This is a genomic window from Planktotalea frisia, assembly GCF_001890925.1.
In the GTDB taxonomy this organism is placed as follows: Bacteria; Pseudomonadota; Alphaproteobacteria; order Rhodobacterales; family Rhodobacteraceae; genus Planktotalea; species Planktotalea frisia.
Genome location: NZ_MLCB01000220.1, coordinates 1 through 14,738, shown reverse-complemented (window position 1 = coordinate 14,738; position 14,738 = coordinate 1). Strand labels below are relative to the sequence as shown.

The 14,738-nt window shown below is 53.8% G+C and carries 12 protein-coding genes; 6 read left to right on the top strand and 6 right to left on the bottom strand.

The features are described from left to right. Positions 1 to 510: 510 nt before the first annotated feature. The gene (locus tag PFRI_RS20185; RefSeq protein WP_072632500.1) at positions 511 to 2,796 is read right to left on the bottom strand and encodes an adenosylcobalamin-dependent ribonucleoside-diphosphate reductase; all 2,286 of its coding nucleotides are present in this window, start codon (positions 2,794 to 2,796) and stop codon (positions 511 to 513) included. A 155-nt stretch (positions 2,797 to 2,951) separates the two neighbouring features. On the opposite strand from PFRI_RS20185, the gene PFRI_RS20180 reads away from it, so the two are divergent. After that, positions 2,952 to 3,380, top strand: a complete 429-nt coding sequence (locus PFRI_RS20180) for a DUF1489 family protein (RefSeq protein ID WP_111445625.1) — start codon at positions 2,952 to 2,954, stop codon at positions 3,378 to 3,380. Here the strand turns inward: PFRI_RS20180 and hisG are convergent. The 3 genes from hisG to hisS are packed head-to-tail and all read right to left on the bottom strand — an operon-like array spanning position 3,373 to position 6,613. Continuing rightward, positions 3,373 to 4,068, bottom strand: coding sequence for an ATP phosphoribosyltransferase (gene hisG, locus PFRI_RS20175; protein WP_072632498.1), 696 nt, complete (start codon positions 4,066 to 4,068; stop codon positions 3,373 to 3,375). The two genes, PFRI_RS20180 and hisG, sit on opposite strands and share 8 nt — an antisense overlap. Then, a complete protein-coding gene (locus tag PFRI_RS20170; RefSeq protein WP_111445627.1) occupies positions 4,065 to 5,129 on the bottom strand; it encodes an ATP phosphoribosyltransferase regulatory subunit in 1,065 nt (354 codons plus the stop codon). The genes hisG and PFRI_RS20170 overlap by 4 nt, the downstream gene beginning before the upstream one ends. Beyond that, a complete protein-coding gene (hisS, locus tag PFRI_RS20165) occupies positions 5,129 to 6,613 on the bottom strand; it encodes a histidine--tRNA ligase (RefSeq protein ID WP_072632496.1) in 1,485 nt (494 codons plus the stop codon). The genes PFRI_RS20170 and hisS overlap by 1 nt, the downstream gene beginning before the upstream one ends. Positions 6,614 to 6,722: 109 nt before the next feature. On the opposite strand from hisS, the gene PFRI_RS20160 reads away from it, so the two are divergent. Beyond that, a complete protein-coding gene (locus tag PFRI_RS20160) occupies positions 6,723 to 6,932 on the top strand; it encodes a SlyX family protein (protein ID WP_072632495.1) in 210 nt (69 codons plus the stop codon). An 8-nt stretch (positions 6,933 to 6,940) separates the two neighbouring features. Here the strand turns inward: PFRI_RS20160 and PFRI_RS20155 are convergent, their stop codons facing one another. Beyond that, the gene (locus PFRI_RS20155) at positions 6,941 to 8,131 is read right to left on the bottom strand and encodes a hypothetical protein (protein ID WP_139292159.1); all 1,191 of its coding nucleotides are present in this window, start codon (positions 8,129 to 8,131) and stop codon (positions 6,941 to 6,943) included. A gap of 167 nt (positions 8,132 to 8,298) precedes the next feature. Between PFRI_RS20155 and PFRI_RS20150 the strand changes: the two genes are divergently transcribed. Together PFRI_RS20150 and PFRI_RS20145 are read left to right on the top strand one after the other, a co-directional pair. Continuing rightward, positions 8,299 to 8,955: an ABC transporter ATP-binding protein gene (locus tag PFRI_RS20150; RefSeq protein WP_072632493.1), complete on the top strand. Its 657-nt coding sequence runs from the start codon at positions 8,299 to 8,301 to the stop codon at positions 8,953 to 8,955. Continuing rightward, positions 8,955 to 11,348, top strand: a complete 2,394-nt coding sequence (locus tag PFRI_RS20145; protein ID WP_072632492.1) for an FtsX-like permease family protein — start codon at positions 8,955 to 8,957, stop codon at positions 11,346 to 11,348. The genes PFRI_RS20150 and PFRI_RS20145 overlap by 1 nt, the downstream gene beginning before the upstream one ends. Positions 11,349 to 11,351: 3 nt before the next feature. On the opposite strand, the gene PFRI_RS20140 is transcribed toward PFRI_RS20145, so the two are convergent. After that, positions 11,352 to 12,125, bottom strand: coding sequence for a sulfite exporter TauE/SafE family protein (locus tag PFRI_RS20140; protein WP_072632491.1), 774 nt, complete (start codon positions 12,123 to 12,125; stop codon positions 11,352 to 11,354). A gap of 168 nt (positions 12,126 to 12,293) precedes the next feature. Here PFRI_RS20140 and PFRI_RS20135 point away from each other — a divergent pair, with 168 nt between their 5' ends. Together PFRI_RS20135 and PFRI_RS20130 are read left to right on the top strand one after the other, a co-directional pair. Then, entirely contained in the window at positions 12,294 to 13,982 is a 1,689-nt protein-coding gene (locus tag PFRI_RS20135) for an acyl-CoA dehydrogenase family protein (RefSeq protein ID WP_072632490.1), read from the top strand. A 167-nt stretch (positions 13,983 to 14,149) separates the two neighbouring features. Beyond that, positions 14,150 to 14,659, top strand: coding sequence for an SRPBCC family protein (locus PFRI_RS20130; protein WP_072632489.1), 510 nt, complete (start codon positions 14,150 to 14,152; stop codon positions 14,657 to 14,659). Positions 14,660 to 14,738 lie beyond the last annotated feature (79 nt).

Sequence of the window (14,738 nt, the reverse complement as noted above, 5' to 3'; positions counted from 1 at the left end):
AGATCCCCAACCGTCTTCCTCTCCGCAATCGCACTCGCCGCAACCGTCATATTCTGGTTATGAGCCCTGAGCCTAGGTGTTCTACGATCACTTTCGGATCGGTTTCATATCGTGGGACGTCGATAATTTTGATGCGTTTCATAGTCAGTTTCCAAATCCAGCAGATAACGGCGGGAAGCGGCGGCACGCGAAAAGGTAGGTTATAAAAATCGCATGTCTCTGATGCCGCTCTCGAGTGGGAGGCAGATCAGGAAACTCGTATGAGTCGGATATGACGATACGTTAGCATGACCTCAACAAACACCGTTTTCCGTGATGTGGTCAAGGGTAGCGCAAGTCATCCAAGGCCAAAAAAACAAGCGCCGACCCTCTCGGATCGGCGCTTTTGGTATTCAATGATTTTAATCACTTAGAAGTCAGTGGAAGAAATAGACCTGAAAAGTGGAAGACAAAATGGCCAAAGTGGCTCTGAATTGCCTGTCGTTTCACGAGACCCTCCTAAAATTCAACTTAGCCGCATTTGCTATGGCCGCAACTGCCGCATGTCATGCAACCTTCAACCATGCGGAGGTCGTATTGACCGCAGCTTGGGCAAGACTTGCCACGGTTTTGCTGCATGCTCACGATTTCCGCTTGTGGATCGCTCTTTAGCCCCATGCCTTCCCCTTCGAGGAAGCCAATCTGTATCAAATGCTGCTCCAAAACGCCGCCAATCGCAGCCAGAATCGAGGGAATATATTTCCCACCGACCCAAGCACCGCCGCGCGGATCAAAGACCGCTTTCAGCTCTTCGACGACGAAACTCACATCGCCACCACGACGGAACACCGCCGACATCATCCGCGTCAGCGCAACGGTCCAGGCAAAGTGCTCCATGTTTTTGGAGTTGATGAAGACTTCAAACGGACGACGACGCCCGCCTTCGATCACATCATTTACAGTCAAATAAATCGCGTGCTCACTGTCAGGCCACTTCAATTTATATGTAGCACCCTCAAGGGCTTGGGGGCGATCCAAAGGTTCAGACATATAGACAACGTCACCATGTGGGCGCATCGGTTCTGCATCTGTATTGGCAATAACTTCAGGTGCTTTTTTATCTTCAGAAACGCTTAGAACAGAGCCGGTCACATCGTTCGGACGATAGGTCGTGCAACCCTTGCAACCCGAATCCCACGCTTCCATGTAGACCTCTTTGAAGTCATCAAACGCGATATCTTCGGGGCAGTTGATCGTCTTGGAAATACTTGAATCAACCCACTTTTGCGCTGCCGCTTGCATACGCACGTGATCAAGCGGTGCCAATGTTTGAGCATTCACAAAGTAGTCGGGCAATTCTTTTTCGCCAAACTTATCGCGCCACATTTGCACTGCGTAATCAACGACCTCTTCTTCCGTGCGCGACCCGTCTTTCTGCAAAACCTTGCGCGTGTAGGCGTAGGCAAACACAGGCTCGATACCAGAGGACACGTTACCAGCATACAGGCTGATCGTGCCTGTCGGCGCAATGGAGGTCAGCAAAGCGTTACGAATACCATGCTCGCGGATCGCTTCGCGCACGTCTTCATCCATGTCCATCATCGCGCCACTGGCCAAATAGGCCTCTGCGTCGAACAATGGAAACGGACCCTTTTCCTTGGCCAATTCGACCGACGCCAGATATGCGGCGCGCGCAATCGCGTGCAACCATTCGTCCGTCTGACGCGCTGCTTCCTCGGAACCATAGCGCTGACCAACCATCAAAAGTGCGTCGGCCAAGCCGGTCACACCCAAACCAATCCGACGTTTTGCTGCGGCTTCGCGCGCTTGCGCATCAAGCGGAAAGCGCGAGGCATCAACCACATTGTCCATCATGCGCACGGCCGTCGCGACAAGCTCGTTCAAAGCGGACAAATCCAAAGCGGCATCCGCCTCGAACGGGTTCGGCACAAGCCGCGCAAGGTTAATAGAGCCAAGCAAACACGCACCATAGGGCGGCAAAGGCTGCTCGCCACATGGGTTTGTTGCGGCGATTGTTTCACAATACCCAAGGTTGTTTGCTTTATTAATGCGATCGATGAAAATTACACCAGGTTCCGCGTAATCATACGTGCCTTGCATGATCTTGTTCCACAACTCTAGCGCGCGCACGGTGCGGAAAACTTCGCCGTCGAACTTCAACTCCCACTCCCCGTCTGCTTTCACCGCTTCCATGAATGGATCGGTGATCAACACGGAGACGTTAAACATGCGCAAGCGTGCCGCATCGGATTTCGCTGTTATGAAGTCCTCAATATCGGGGTGATCGCAGCGCATCGTCGCCATCATCGCACCGCGACGCGACCCTGCGGACATGATAGTGCGACACATCGCATCCCAGACATCCATAAACGAAAGCGGGCCGGACGCATCTGCCGCGACACCCTTAACATCCGCGCCTTTTGGGCGAATGGTCGAGAAATCATAACCAATGCCACCACCCTGCTGCATCGTTAGCGCGGCTTCTTTGAGCATTTCGAAAATGCCGCCCATTGAATCAGGGATTGTGCCCATCACAAAGCAATTGAACAACGTCACATTGCGCGCAGTGCCTGCACCTGCCGTAATCCGACCTGCTGGAAGGTATTTGAAATCTTCCAAAGCAGCATAAAACTGCTCTTCCCAATGCTCTGGATCGTCCTCAACTTTGGCGAGGTCTTTCGCGATACGACCCCAAGAATCCTCAACGGTTGCGTCTATCGGCGTACCATCCGCTTCTTTGAAACGATACTTCATATCCCAAATCTGTTCAGCGATAGGCGCGGCAAAACGGTTCATGTGGCGATTCCCTTGATGTGCAGACGTTTAAGATAGCCTACTAACGGTGCGATCAATAGGCGGCAACGAACTTTTAGACACATCATGCAAATACTACCCCTTGATGTTGCTCATAACTCACATACCATATGTGGTGTCGAAAATGGGAAAAATCTGTGAACAAGCACATTAACCTTATAAAACTGAGCGTTGGCACAGAATCGGTTGAAGGACTCGAGGAGTGGCAACAGATGCGCGCTGCGGCGACAGATGGATTAAACCGTCACATCACCCGCATGTGGCCCAAGCGTGAGCCTGAAATTTTGCAAGGTGGCTCGATTTATTGGGTGATCAAGGGGGTCATACAAGCACGCCAACCCATCTTGAGGCTCGATGAAGTGGTCGGTGAAGATGGCATTCGCCGCTGCGCCATTGTGATGAAACCGGGCCTTATTCGTACGCAACATGCGCTCAAACGCCCCTTCCAGGGCTGGCGTTATTTAAAGCAGGAAGATGCTCCTGCGGATCTCCCAAAAGGGCACACGCACGAAGAGCCAATTCCAGCAGAGCTAAGCGCTGCTTTGGCCGAGATCGGTGTCAGGTAAGCGCTAACTTCGCAATCAATGCCGCCAGATCAACGCGCTCTTTATCGCTTAGATCAGCGGTTTTCGAACGGAACAACGTCGCCTGTGACTTCAGGGCTGGCCCATCGTCTAGCAAACGCAAATGGTTTGCACGAAGGGTTTCACCCGTCGATGTAATATCCGCAACAGCCTCTGCCGTTTCGTTTTTCACAGTGCCCTCAGTGGCGCCTTGGCTATCAACCAATTGATAATCTGCCACACCATTTTGGCGCAGATAATCGCGGATCAAACGATGATACTTCGTGGCGATCCGCAATCTAAAGTTGTTTCGCGCGCGAAACTTTGCCGCAGCAGCATCCAAATCATCCAATGTGCGCACATCGACCCAAAAGTCGGGCACAGCGATGATCAGATCCGCATGGCCAAACCCAAGCAACGCAAGTTCGTCAACGCGCTGTTCCCAATTGCTCAGCTTCTCGCGGATCAAATCGGTGCCAGTCACGCCAAGATGAATGCGTCCCGCCGCCAATTCACGAGGAATTTCACCCGCGGACAAGAGCACCAGTTCGACACCTTCAACACCGCTCACGGCGCCCGCATATTCGCGATCAGACCCTGTCCGGCTCAGTTCAACACCACGCGCGCCGAACCACTCGAAGGTCTTTTCCATAAGGCGCCCTTTGGACGGCACACCAAGTTTAATGGTCATGCTCCGCCCTCCAGCTCAATGAGCAGATCAGGGCGAATGACACCGCCCACTGCCGGAATTTCAGCACCTTGTCCGAGCTGTTTGGTCAATGCATCATACCGCCCGCCCGTCGCAATGGGAGGTAGATCGGCATGCGTTTCAGCATAAAAACCAAAGACGAAGCCATCGTAGTATTCCATCAAAGACCGCCCGTAGCTCGTCTCAAACTCTAGCTTCGCCACGTCAACACCGCGCGTTTTGAGCGCAACCATCCGCGCGTTCAAACGCTCGACCGCTGACCCAATCGCAGGCAGATCAATCGCGAGCGCACGCAATTGCTCCAATGCGACTGGCAGCATCGCTCGCACGTTTAAGAGTGCGTCGAGTAATTCGATCTCGCGCTTGGAAATCGGCGCAACGTCCGCGTCCGCGCAAAGGTCATCCAAGCGCATTTGGACATCCAATTTGAGACGTAAACCAATCTCTGGCCCGGCATTCGCAAATGGATCATCCACACTCAATATATCTCTCGGCGCGGCGGGTTTTGAAAAACGCTCCAAAAGCGCACGGAATTTGCGAGGACGCCAGATATGGCGCAGCAGCGCTGCTTTACGCGCATCAGACGTTTCAAGCGCGGATACAGCCGCGACCAAAATCCCAATATCGCCCGTCGAAGCGCGCACAGGCGCTTCACCCAAAGCAGACGCAATCAGCGCGAAAACCTCTGCATCCGCAGAAATCGGCTCGGCGCGATCAAACACCTCATAGCCCACCTGCGTGTACTCATTTGGGCGGCTCTCATCATCTTCCTGACGACGAAAAACTGTGCCCGCATAAGTGTAGCGTGCGGGATCTGCGCCGCGCTCCATATGCATTTGCACCACAGGAACCGTAAAATCGGGGCGCAGCATCTGTTCGCCGCGAAGTGCATCAGATGTGATGTATGCACGCCCGCGAATGTCTTCGCCGTAAAGATCCAGCAACGTCCCAGCAGGCTGTAAAATCGCCGTTTCAACAGGCAAGGCACCCAACTGCTCAAACTGTGTGCGCAGAGTGTTTGCTTTGTCACTCACACGGTTCATCAGGCTTGGCTTTCCAGAATTTCACGTACTTTCGCAACCAAGTCGCCACGCGGCACTTCATACTGGCTTGGGCGATCTTTCCACTCTTCAAGCGTTGCGCTTTCGGCGATTTTCGCACCAAGGATCAAGTCTTTGATCTGGATAACGCCGTTCTCTTTTTCATCGCCACCTTCGATAATCGCGATAGGTGAGTTGCGCTTGTCCGCGTATTTCAATTGGTTGCCGAAGTTCTTTGGATTGCCCAGATAGACCTCTGCGCGGATACCCGCATTGCGCAGCTCGGACACCATCGTTTGATAGTCCGCCATACGGTTCTTATCCATCACGGTAACCACAACAGGTCCCACCGAATGGCTCTCCAAACGGCCCTTCATCTGAAGCGCAGCAAGCAAGCGGTCGACACCGATAGAAACGCCCGTCGCAGGAACTTCCTGACCTGTGAAACGCTTCACAAGATCATCATACCGACCACCACCCGCAACAGAACCAAAGTTGCGCGGACGCCCTTTTTCGTCTTGGATTTCAAAGGTGAGTTCAGCCTCGAAAACAGGCCCAGTGTAGTAGCCGAGGCCACGCACAACAGAAGGATCAATCTCGATCCGATCAGAGCCGTACCCCTGAGCTTCCAGCAGTTCTGCGATGGTAAGCAACTCACTTACGCCAGCTTCGCCAATCACAGAGCCTTTGACCAACTCGCTGAGGCGTGCGGCAGTTGCAGCGCCGCTTTCGCGTTTCGCAGACATGAAACCCATGACGATTTCGGCCTGCTCAGCGCTTAGGCCAGCGCCTTTGGTGTAATCGCCGCTTTCGTCCTTGCGACCCTCGCCCAAGAGCAAACGCACGCCATCCTCACCAAGACGGTCAAGCTTATCAATCGCGCGCAGAACAATCCCACGCTCGGCTTCTTTGTCGTCACCCGCGATGCCGCAAACTTCCATCACACCGTTCAAAACCTTGCGGTTGTTCACGCGCACAATGTAGTCACCTCGCTCGATACCAACGACTTCGAGCGTGTCAGACAACATCGCACAAATTTCAGCATCCGCAGCAACAGAACCTGCGCCAACAGTATCCGCGTCACACTGATAAAACTGACGATAGCGCCCCGGACCCGGCTTTTCATTGCGCCACACAGGGCCCATCGCGTAGCGGCGATAAGGCGTCGGCAAATCATTGCGGTTTTGCGCATACACACGCGCCAAAGGAGCCGTTAAATCGTAACGCAAAGCAAGCCAATCAGCGTCGTCATCTTCTTGCCATGCAAAGACACCCTCGTTCGGGCGATCCACATCGGGCAAGAATTTGCCCAGCGCTTCAACCGTTTCCACGGCGGAGCTTTCCAAAGCGTCAAAACCATAGCGATGATACACGCCCGCGATCTTTTGCAGCATCTCTGCGCGCTCGGTCACTTCCGCGCCAAAATAGTCGCGAAATCCTTTGGGCGCTTGCGCCTTGGGACGGGGGGCTTTTTTCACTTTGGCCATGGGGCTCTCTTTTCTATCCATGCGTGCTTGCCCTTTACCGTCCAAGGGCCTGCGGGGCAACAGGTGCACATCAATTGCGCATGCTCTAACGCCGTGATAGCGCGAGATTATGACAGATATAAGAATTCAGACCCTCGAAGAAAAAATCGCAGACTTGCTGAAAACGACAGACGAATTGTCTGACGTTGTTGCGCGGCAAGAGCGTGAGATCGCGATCTTAACCCACCGTGTGCAAATGTTGATGGCGCGCGAAGGCGAGCGCGAAAGCCAAGGTGGCGGCGGTATTGTACTCGGAGACGAGCGCCCCCCGCATTACTAGACGACCGCTTAGCCTTTTCGATCAGCCGCCAGAACCCAGCCATCATGGATCAAGATATTTGACCAAGACGCGTTGCTACCAATGCGATCATACATCGAAATAAAGACGGTGTTTTTCTCGAGTTTGGTAATCTTCTCACCGCACGGTTTGTTCTTTGACGCCCCACAAACAGAACGCTTGATGCCCTCATAGGCTTGGTCTGTCAGGCTGTAAGGCTGCACTTTGCTCGGCAAGCCATAGCGTAGTTGTTCGTGCATCGTGGGGCTGCCAAACAAGGCGAGTGCCGCGGTAAACGTGCGCGCACAGTTGTCATCGAACCCTGTCACATAGAAAGGGCGCGTGCCGCTGGACCCTGGTTTGCTGTCGATCAGCTTATATCCACGGCCTCGCGTCGGGAATTTCTCGATCTCTTTGCCAAGACGTCCGCCGGGTAAATCGCAAACGCGTGCGACCATCCCCGGGGGCAGCGACGTGCCGAAGGCAACAATCTGTGCATCCGGGCCTTTGTGTTTGCGCTTGCTCGTATTCGAGCGCGGCGTTTTTCGCGGAAGCGTTTTTGGCGCGATGGTAGGCGTCAAAGCAGCGGTACGCACTTTGATCTCATCATCGCTTTGCTCCTTCGCGCGGGCACCTGCTAACAAACCAAACAAGCCACGACGCGGTTGAGCGGTCGCTTCTGGTGCAGCTTGAGTAACCTGAACGACTTTTTCGGGCTCAACGGCAACTGCTTGCTCAATCGATGCAGCAGCAACTGAGGGCGCATCCGCTACGATTTGCCCGACAGATTGCGCTGGTTGCGGTGCCTCTTTTGCACGCATAAAGCCAAACAATCCGCGTCTTTCAGGTTCAACGGCTTGGACAGGTTGCGCCACTGCCGCAGCAACTTGTGGTGCCTCAGCGCTCGCAGCAACATTTGCAACGGCTGGTGCTACAGCGGGTGTCGCAACAATCAATGCTTCGCTCACAGCCGCATCCGTTTGCGCGATTGCCGGTGTGTTAGAAACAGGTGCCGGATCGCGATTAAACAAACCAGAAAACAATCCGCCTGCGCGTACTTGCTTGGCAGGATCAGGCAGCGCCATGACAGTTTCAGTGTTTGGCGCAAGCTCGACAGACGACAGTTTGTCAACTTTAGAGAGCGGATCACCGCAAGCGGCCAACATCCCGCACGCAGCGATAAGAGTAAGAGATTTCTTCAAAAGATCGATCCACGCGTTAACACAGCAAAGCAATTACGCGCGCTTTTAGAGGAATTGTTAGGGTTCGTAAACGAAAGCCTCATCAAAGCTACCTCAATGAGCCGAGGTTTGCTTGAAAGCGGTTAACAGCCGCTATTTAGTAGAATGAAAGCTATTGGAGAGATCGCATGATCTTGGACGCAAAAGATGTTCATAAAAGCTACACAGTTGCAGGATCGCGCACCGATGTTTTGCGTGGCGTATCTGTGTTGTTGAGCGCAGGTGAAAGCCTTGCGTTGATGGGTGAATCCGGTTCCGGCAAAAGCACTTTGTTGCACTTGGTCGCTGGCCTTGATGTACCCGATCACGGCAAGATCATGGTTGAAACACAAAACATAGCGGTTCCCAGCGATACCGCGCGCGCTGAACTGCGGCGCAGTTTGGTTGGCATCATCTTTCAACAATTCAACTTAATCCCAAGCCTGCGCGTTGACGCCAACATCGCATTTCAAGCGCAGCTTGCAGGACGCTATGATGCACAGTGGTGCGCCATTTTGGCAAAGCGTATGGGGCTAAGCGATCATTTGAGCAAATACCCCGAGGCACTTTCTGGTGGGCAACAACAGCGGGTTGCAATCGCGCGGGCTTTGGCTGCGAAGCCCGCATTAATTCTTGCCGATGAGCCAACAGGCAATCTGGACGAGGACACAGCGCAAACGGTGTTAAACTTGCTTTTAGAGATCACGCGAGAGACTGACACAGCTTTGCTGATGGTCACCCATTCCGCAAAGCATGCAGGCGCGTTGGATCGCCAGCTCACATTACGCAGTGGCGCGATCAACTGATGGGCGCTGGTCCTGCTCTTCGCGCGTTGTTGTCGCATTGGTGGCGCTCACCTTTGCAGTTGTTCACCCTGCTCGTCGGACTCGCACTCGCGACGGCGCTTTGGTCTGGGGTGCAGGCGATCAACAGCGAAGCACGCGCGAGTTACGGTGCCGCGGCAGCACAGGTAGATCAAAGCCAACTTGCGCAGATTGTTTCAAACAACGAGCAGCCTCTGGCCATCACTGACTATGTCGCGTTGCGCCGGGCTGGCTGGCTTATCACGCCGCAAATCGTAGAAACATTGGAATTAAATGGCGAAACCCTGCGTTTGATCGGGGTCGAACCACTGACCGCCCCTGCCCTACAAGGGTCGTTTAATATCCAGAGCATTCCCGTCGATCAGTTTTTTGACGGGTCTGGATTTGCTCTGGTCGCAAAAGGCCGCGAAGCGGCGATTGAAGCCTTGGGCTGGGACTACAACGTCGCGCCCAACCTTGCGCAGGGCACAGCGATTGCTGACATAGGCTCGGTTGCGCGGATCGCGATGCGCGGGGATACCTTGGATCGCTTGCTCGTCCTGCCCAATAATATGCAAGACGCGGCGGCCCTGCCGCAATCCTTGCGCTACATCGCCGCTGCGCAAGACGACGGGGATATTGCCCGATTGACGGACAGCTTTCACCTTAACCTGACAGCGTTCGGCCTGCTGTCTTTTGCAGTCGGCTTGTTCATCGTTTACGGCGCGATTGGTCTCGCCTTTGAGCAAAGGCGCACAATGTTTCGCACCTTGCGCGCGCTTGGGGTTTCACTGCGTCTGCTTATCACTTTGCTCATCGCAGAGCTTTTGATCTTTGCCACGCTCGCGGGACTTTTCGGCATCTTACTCGGTTACCTCATTGCTGCTGCGCTTTTGCCCGACGTCGCCGCGACCTTGCGCGGACTATACGGTGCCGACGTGACCGGCACGCTGCAAATTCGCGCATCTTGGTGGTTGTCGGGTCTTGGCATGGCGGTCGGCGGGACTTTGGTTGCCAGTATCGGGACGTTCTTGCGCCTTGCGCGTTTGCCTTTGATGGATGCAGGGACGCCGCAAGCATGGGCGCATGCATCGCGTCGGATCATGGGAATTATGGGCCTTTTGGGCATTGTACTCCTGGCTGTTGCCCTACTGCTCAGCTCCCTTGCGGGAAGCCTTGTGCAAGGATTCCTACTGCTTGGCTGCTTACTGATCGGCGCTGCATTTTTACTGCCTTGGACGCTCGATCGCTGCTTAGCGGTCTTGGAGAGCATAAGTCGCAAAGCGCTGCCGCAATGGTTCTGGGCCGATACGCGTTCACAAGTTCCCGGGCTGTCGATGGCTTTGATGGCGCTTATGCTCGCGATTGCGACGAACGTGGGTGTCAGCACGATGGTTTCGAGCTTTCGTTTGACCTTTACAGGCTGGCTCGATCAGCGACTGGCCTCTGAATTATATGTCACACTAGAGAGCGCTGATCAGGCCGATGTGATGCGGCGCGTTTTAGCGGATGACGTCAAAGCGTTTCTCCCAATTGTCAGCGCGCCAACAGTTTTGAACGGCCAAGCGGGCGAGGTTTATGGCGTCAATGATCATGCGACCTACCGCGATCACTGGCCGCTTTTGGCGCAAGCCAAAGGTGTTTGGGATCGACTGCAAGACCCGGCGACGGCCATCATCAACGAACAACTCGCGCTGCGCGCAGGCTTGTCTGTTGGCGATCCTGTGCCGAGCGCAGAGGGTCAGGAAATCATTGGGATCTATTCTGACTACGGCAACCCCGCGCCTCAGATGATTATTGGAGAAGCGTCGTTTCGAGCGCTTTATCCCGAAGTTATGCCCCTGCGTTTTGGACTGCGCGTTGCATCGGATGATATCGAACGGGTGACACAAACGCTGATAAATGAGGTTGGCTTGTCCCCCAATGCAGTTGCCAATCAGGCGCGGATCAAAGCACTGTCGCTTGGTATTTTTGAGCAAACGTTCACCGTCACGGCTGCGCTGAATATTCTAACGCTTAGCGTTGCTGGCTTTTCTATCATGATGAGCCTATTGACCCTTGCGCAAATGCGGCTCCCCCAACTCGCGCCAATTTGGGCCCTTGGCGTGACGCGCGCGCAACTCGGGCGTTTGGAGCTGATACGCTCTGTTGTTTTGGCGTTGGTGGTGACCTGCTTGGCCATTCCTTTGGGGCTGGCTTTGTCTTGGGTGCTTTTGGCGGTGGTGAACGTCGCCGCGTTCGGGTGGCAATTGCCGATGTTCGTCTTCCCGAAATCCTATTTGATCCTTGCCGCGATTGCGCTGCTTGCCGCGTTGATTGCTGCTGCGTGGCCCGCTTTGCGCCTTGCGCGCATTGCGCCGCATCAGTTATTGCAAGTTTTTTCCAGCGGACGGTAAAATCTAACCAAAAATCCCACGTCGCAAAAGGTTCAAACCGCCTAAGATCAACACCAAAAGCGTGACGTTTCGAAAGGTTGCTTGATCAAAGCGGTCAGAGATTTGCCCCCCAAGCCACATGCCAAAGATCGCTGGAATGAGAAGCGCCAGCGACAAAGGCAAGGTCGTGCTGTTCAAAACGCCCGATTTCCAATGCCCCAACATCAAAAGCAGCGCACCCAAGCCATAGATCACCCCTTGGGCCAGCATTTGCTGTTTTTTCTGCGTCCCAATCGCAGTCAGATATGCGACCGTTGGAGGGCCCCACATGCCCGAAAGTCCACCAACTATCCCTGCAAACGCCCCGATCCCAGCATCGAGCATTTTGTTTTGTGACCATTGGCCCGGCTCCGGCGCGCGCCCAGAGAGTTGCCACAGCGCAAAACCCGTCACCGCCAACCCTATGACCAAGAGCAACAGATTTGTTGATAATACGGGGACGAGTTGCGCCGCGCTAAAGAGCGTAAGCGCGCCAATGCTTAAGAACATTTTGAAGCGTTTTATCGTCTGCCAAACATCGCTCAGACCATATCGAAACACTTGCATCCCGTTGGTAAAAAGCGTCGGCAGGATCAAGGCGGCAAGCGCCAATTCTGGGTCAGCAAACGTGCTTATCCCCGAGAGCATTATCATCGGCATCGCAAAACCAACGATGCCTTTAATCACGCCCGCAAACAACGCGATGAAAAATGCTATAATGAAAAGAGGTAGTGAGAGAATCGAAAAGATAGCGTCCATAAAAGTCTCATAACAGTGTGTCCGACCGCACGCGAGGGTCTTACTAGGGCGCAAAGGAAACAGGTCAATGCGCAATATAAAAACAAATTTCACATCAATGGCGCATTTAAGTTGCGCTGCAAGTGCGAAAGGATTATTTCAAAGCAAACCGATTTTAGGAGACGCGCGATGCCCCACGATGGACAAGACATGACTTTGACTGCCCCTGTTCTTTTGCCGGATCTGCTGCACCTCACAAAAGCAGCCCTTGGTCCGGTCGAAGCGATCTTTGACATTGCACGCGAGAAACTACGCGCAATAGTGACCGAGAATGACCGCATTTCTGGTAAGCTTATTGAGGAAAATCAAACGGCTAGCCACGGGCTTGCTTGGCTTGCAACCTATGTGGAAAGCCTGCGGCAAATGCAGGGTTGGGCAGAACGCCAGCAGGCTGACGGTAAGTTCAACGAGTTAGAGCAGCTGCTTTTGCAGATCACCTTTGGCGAGTACCTCTGGCAGATCTACGGCGGCATTCCGATGAATCAGGGAGAGATTCTGCGACTGCAAGATATCGGCCTCGGGCAAGACGACATGCGCTCTATGATGGATATCTCTGTTATGACGCTCACGCAGGGTGGCAACACTCAAGCAGCGCGCACGCGTCTTGTCGAACTCATGCAAGAGCAAGCGGGTGCCACTATGTTTGGTGGATCCGGCCTTGATGAAGAGCTGGAAATGATCCGTGATCAATTCCGACGCTATTCTGTCGAAAAGATCGAACCATACGCGCATGATTGGCATCTCAAGGATGAGTTGATCCCGATGGAGGTCATCGACGAATTGGCTGAGATGGGCGTCTTTGGCCTAACGATCCCTGAGGAATATGGCGGTTTTGGCCTGTCCAAAGCGTCAATGTGCGTTGTCTCTGAAGAGTTGTCGCGCGGGTATATCGGTGTCGGCTCGCTCGGCACGCGCTCCGAGATTGCGGCAGAGCTCATCATCGCAGGTGGTACGGAAGAACAGAAACAAAAATGGTTGCCGCAATTGGCGTCTGCCGAAACCTTGCCGACGGCTGTTTTCACAGAGCCAAACACGGGCTCTGACCTTGGCGCATTGCGCACGCGCGCAGTTAAGGATGAGAACGGCGATTACAAAGTGACGGGCAATAAGACGTGGATCACCCATGCGACGCGCACACAGATTATGACGTTGCTTGCTCGCACTGACCCTGAGACGGACAACTACAAAGGTCTGTCCATGTTCCTGGCCGAAAAGACGCCCGGCACAGAAGAGAACCCTTTCCCAACTAAAGGCATGACAGGTGGCGAGATTGAAGTGCTCGGCTATCGCGGTATGAAAGAGTATGAACTCGCGTTTGACGGCTTTCATGTCAGCGGTGAAAATCTGCTTGGCGGCGAGGAAGGCAAAGGGTTCAAACAGCTCATGGAAACGTTTGAGAGTGCTCGTATTCAAACAGCCGCTCGTGCGATTGGTGTCGCACAATCCGCGCTCGATATCGGAATGCAATATGCTGAGGATCGCAAACAATTTGGCAAGAGCCTAATCAACTTCCCACGCGTTTCTAGCAAGCTTGCGATGATGGCAGTGGAAATCATGGTTGCGCGTCAGCTCACCTATTTCTCTGCTCGTGAAAAAGACGAAGGACGTCGTTGCGACCTTGAAGCAGGCATGGCGAAGCTGCTTGGTGCCCGTGTTGCTTGGGCGGCTGCGGACAATGCTTTGCAAATCCATGGTGGCAATGGTTTTGCACTGGAATACAAGATTTCTCGTATCCTATGTGATGCACGCATCCTCAATATCTTTGAGGGCGCTGCAGAAATTCAAGCTCAGGTTATTGCGCGTCGCCTCCTCGGGTAGCACGCTCAAACCTCAGTGTTTGAAGGGCCCTCGGCATTCTGTGCCGAGGGTTTTTTTCTGCGTTCCAAACTTTTTTTAAAAAAATTTCACAAATTTGTCGATTGGCCGCATTCCCGTTCGTCACCCTCATGAAAGCACTTTCGCTTTTAACAACGAGGAGACGAAAAATGACCATTCTAACAACAGCCGCTATTGGTGCAGGCGTGATCGCAGCCACTCTACTTGCCACACAACTTTTGCCACGCGATGTCACCGTTCTGCGCACAGCGCAGGTGCAAGCAAGCCCAAGCGAAGTCATCGCACTACTCGCGTCCAATGAGGGATATCAAAAGATTAACCCTTACAAAGACTCTGACGAAAACCTGAAGATCACACTGTTTGGCCCGACCAGCGGTGTTGGCTCAGGCTTTCACTTTGAGGGCAAAGACGGCAAAGGCAGCCAAACGGTGGCGCGCGTGACGGACCGCTCTATCACCTTCAACATCGACATGGGCGCAATGGGTCAACCCAAGCAAATCGTCGAAGTCCGTCCCAGCGCGGGCGGCTCTGCCGTCGAGTGGCGCATGGAAGCTGATCTGGGGCGCAATCCCATTGCCCGCATTTTTGGGCTATTCATGGACCGTATGATCGGGAAAACTCTCGATCAGGGCCTCACAAACCTCAACACTGCTGCTTAAGGAACCAAAATCATGCGTTATACCGCTGCTACCCCAAAACCCGAATTTTTTCATGGGTTATGACGCGGAAATTGTCTGA

Bases quoted from the DNA above. Each gene is read 5' to 3' on its own strand.
- hisS (WP_072632496.1), bottom strand. From the start codon at position 6,613: ATGGCCAAAGTGAAAAAAGCCCCCCGTCCCAAGGCGCAAGCGCCCAAA.
- hisG (WP_072632498.1), bottom strand. From the start codon at position 4,068: ATGACCATTAAACTTGGTGTGCCGTCCAAAGGGCGCCTTATGGAAAAG.
- PFRI_RS20145 (WP_072632492.1), top strand. From the start codon at position 8,955: ATGGGCGCTGGTCCTGCTCTTCGCGCGTTGTTGTCGCATTGGTGGCGC.
- PFRI_RS20170 (WP_111445627.1), bottom strand. From the start codon at position 5,129: ATGAACCGTGTGAGTGACAAAGCAAACACTCTGCGCACACAGTTTGAG.
- PFRI_RS20160 (WP_072632495.1), top strand. From the start codon at position 6,723: ATGACAGATATAAGAATTCAGACCCTCGAAGAAAAAATCGCAGACTTG.
- PFRI_RS20185 (WP_072632500.1), bottom strand. From the start codon at position 2,796: ATGAACCGTTTTGCCGCGCCTATCGCTGAACAGATTTGGGATATGAAG.
- PFRI_RS20130 (WP_072632489.1), top strand. From the start codon at position 14,150: ATGACCATTCTAACAACAGCCGCTATTGGTGCAGGCGTGATCGCAGCC.
- PFRI_RS20135 (WP_072632490.1), top strand. From the start codon at position 12,294: ATGCCCCACGATGGACAAGACATGACTTTGACTGCCCCTGTTCTTTTG.
- PFRI_RS20150 (WP_072632493.1), top strand. From the start codon at position 8,299: ATGATCTTGGACGCAAAAGATGTTCATAAAAGCTACACAGTTGCAGGA.
- PFRI_RS20140 (WP_072632491.1), bottom strand. From the start codon at position 12,125: ATGGACGCTATCTTTTCGATTCTCTCACTACCTCTTTTCATTATAGCA.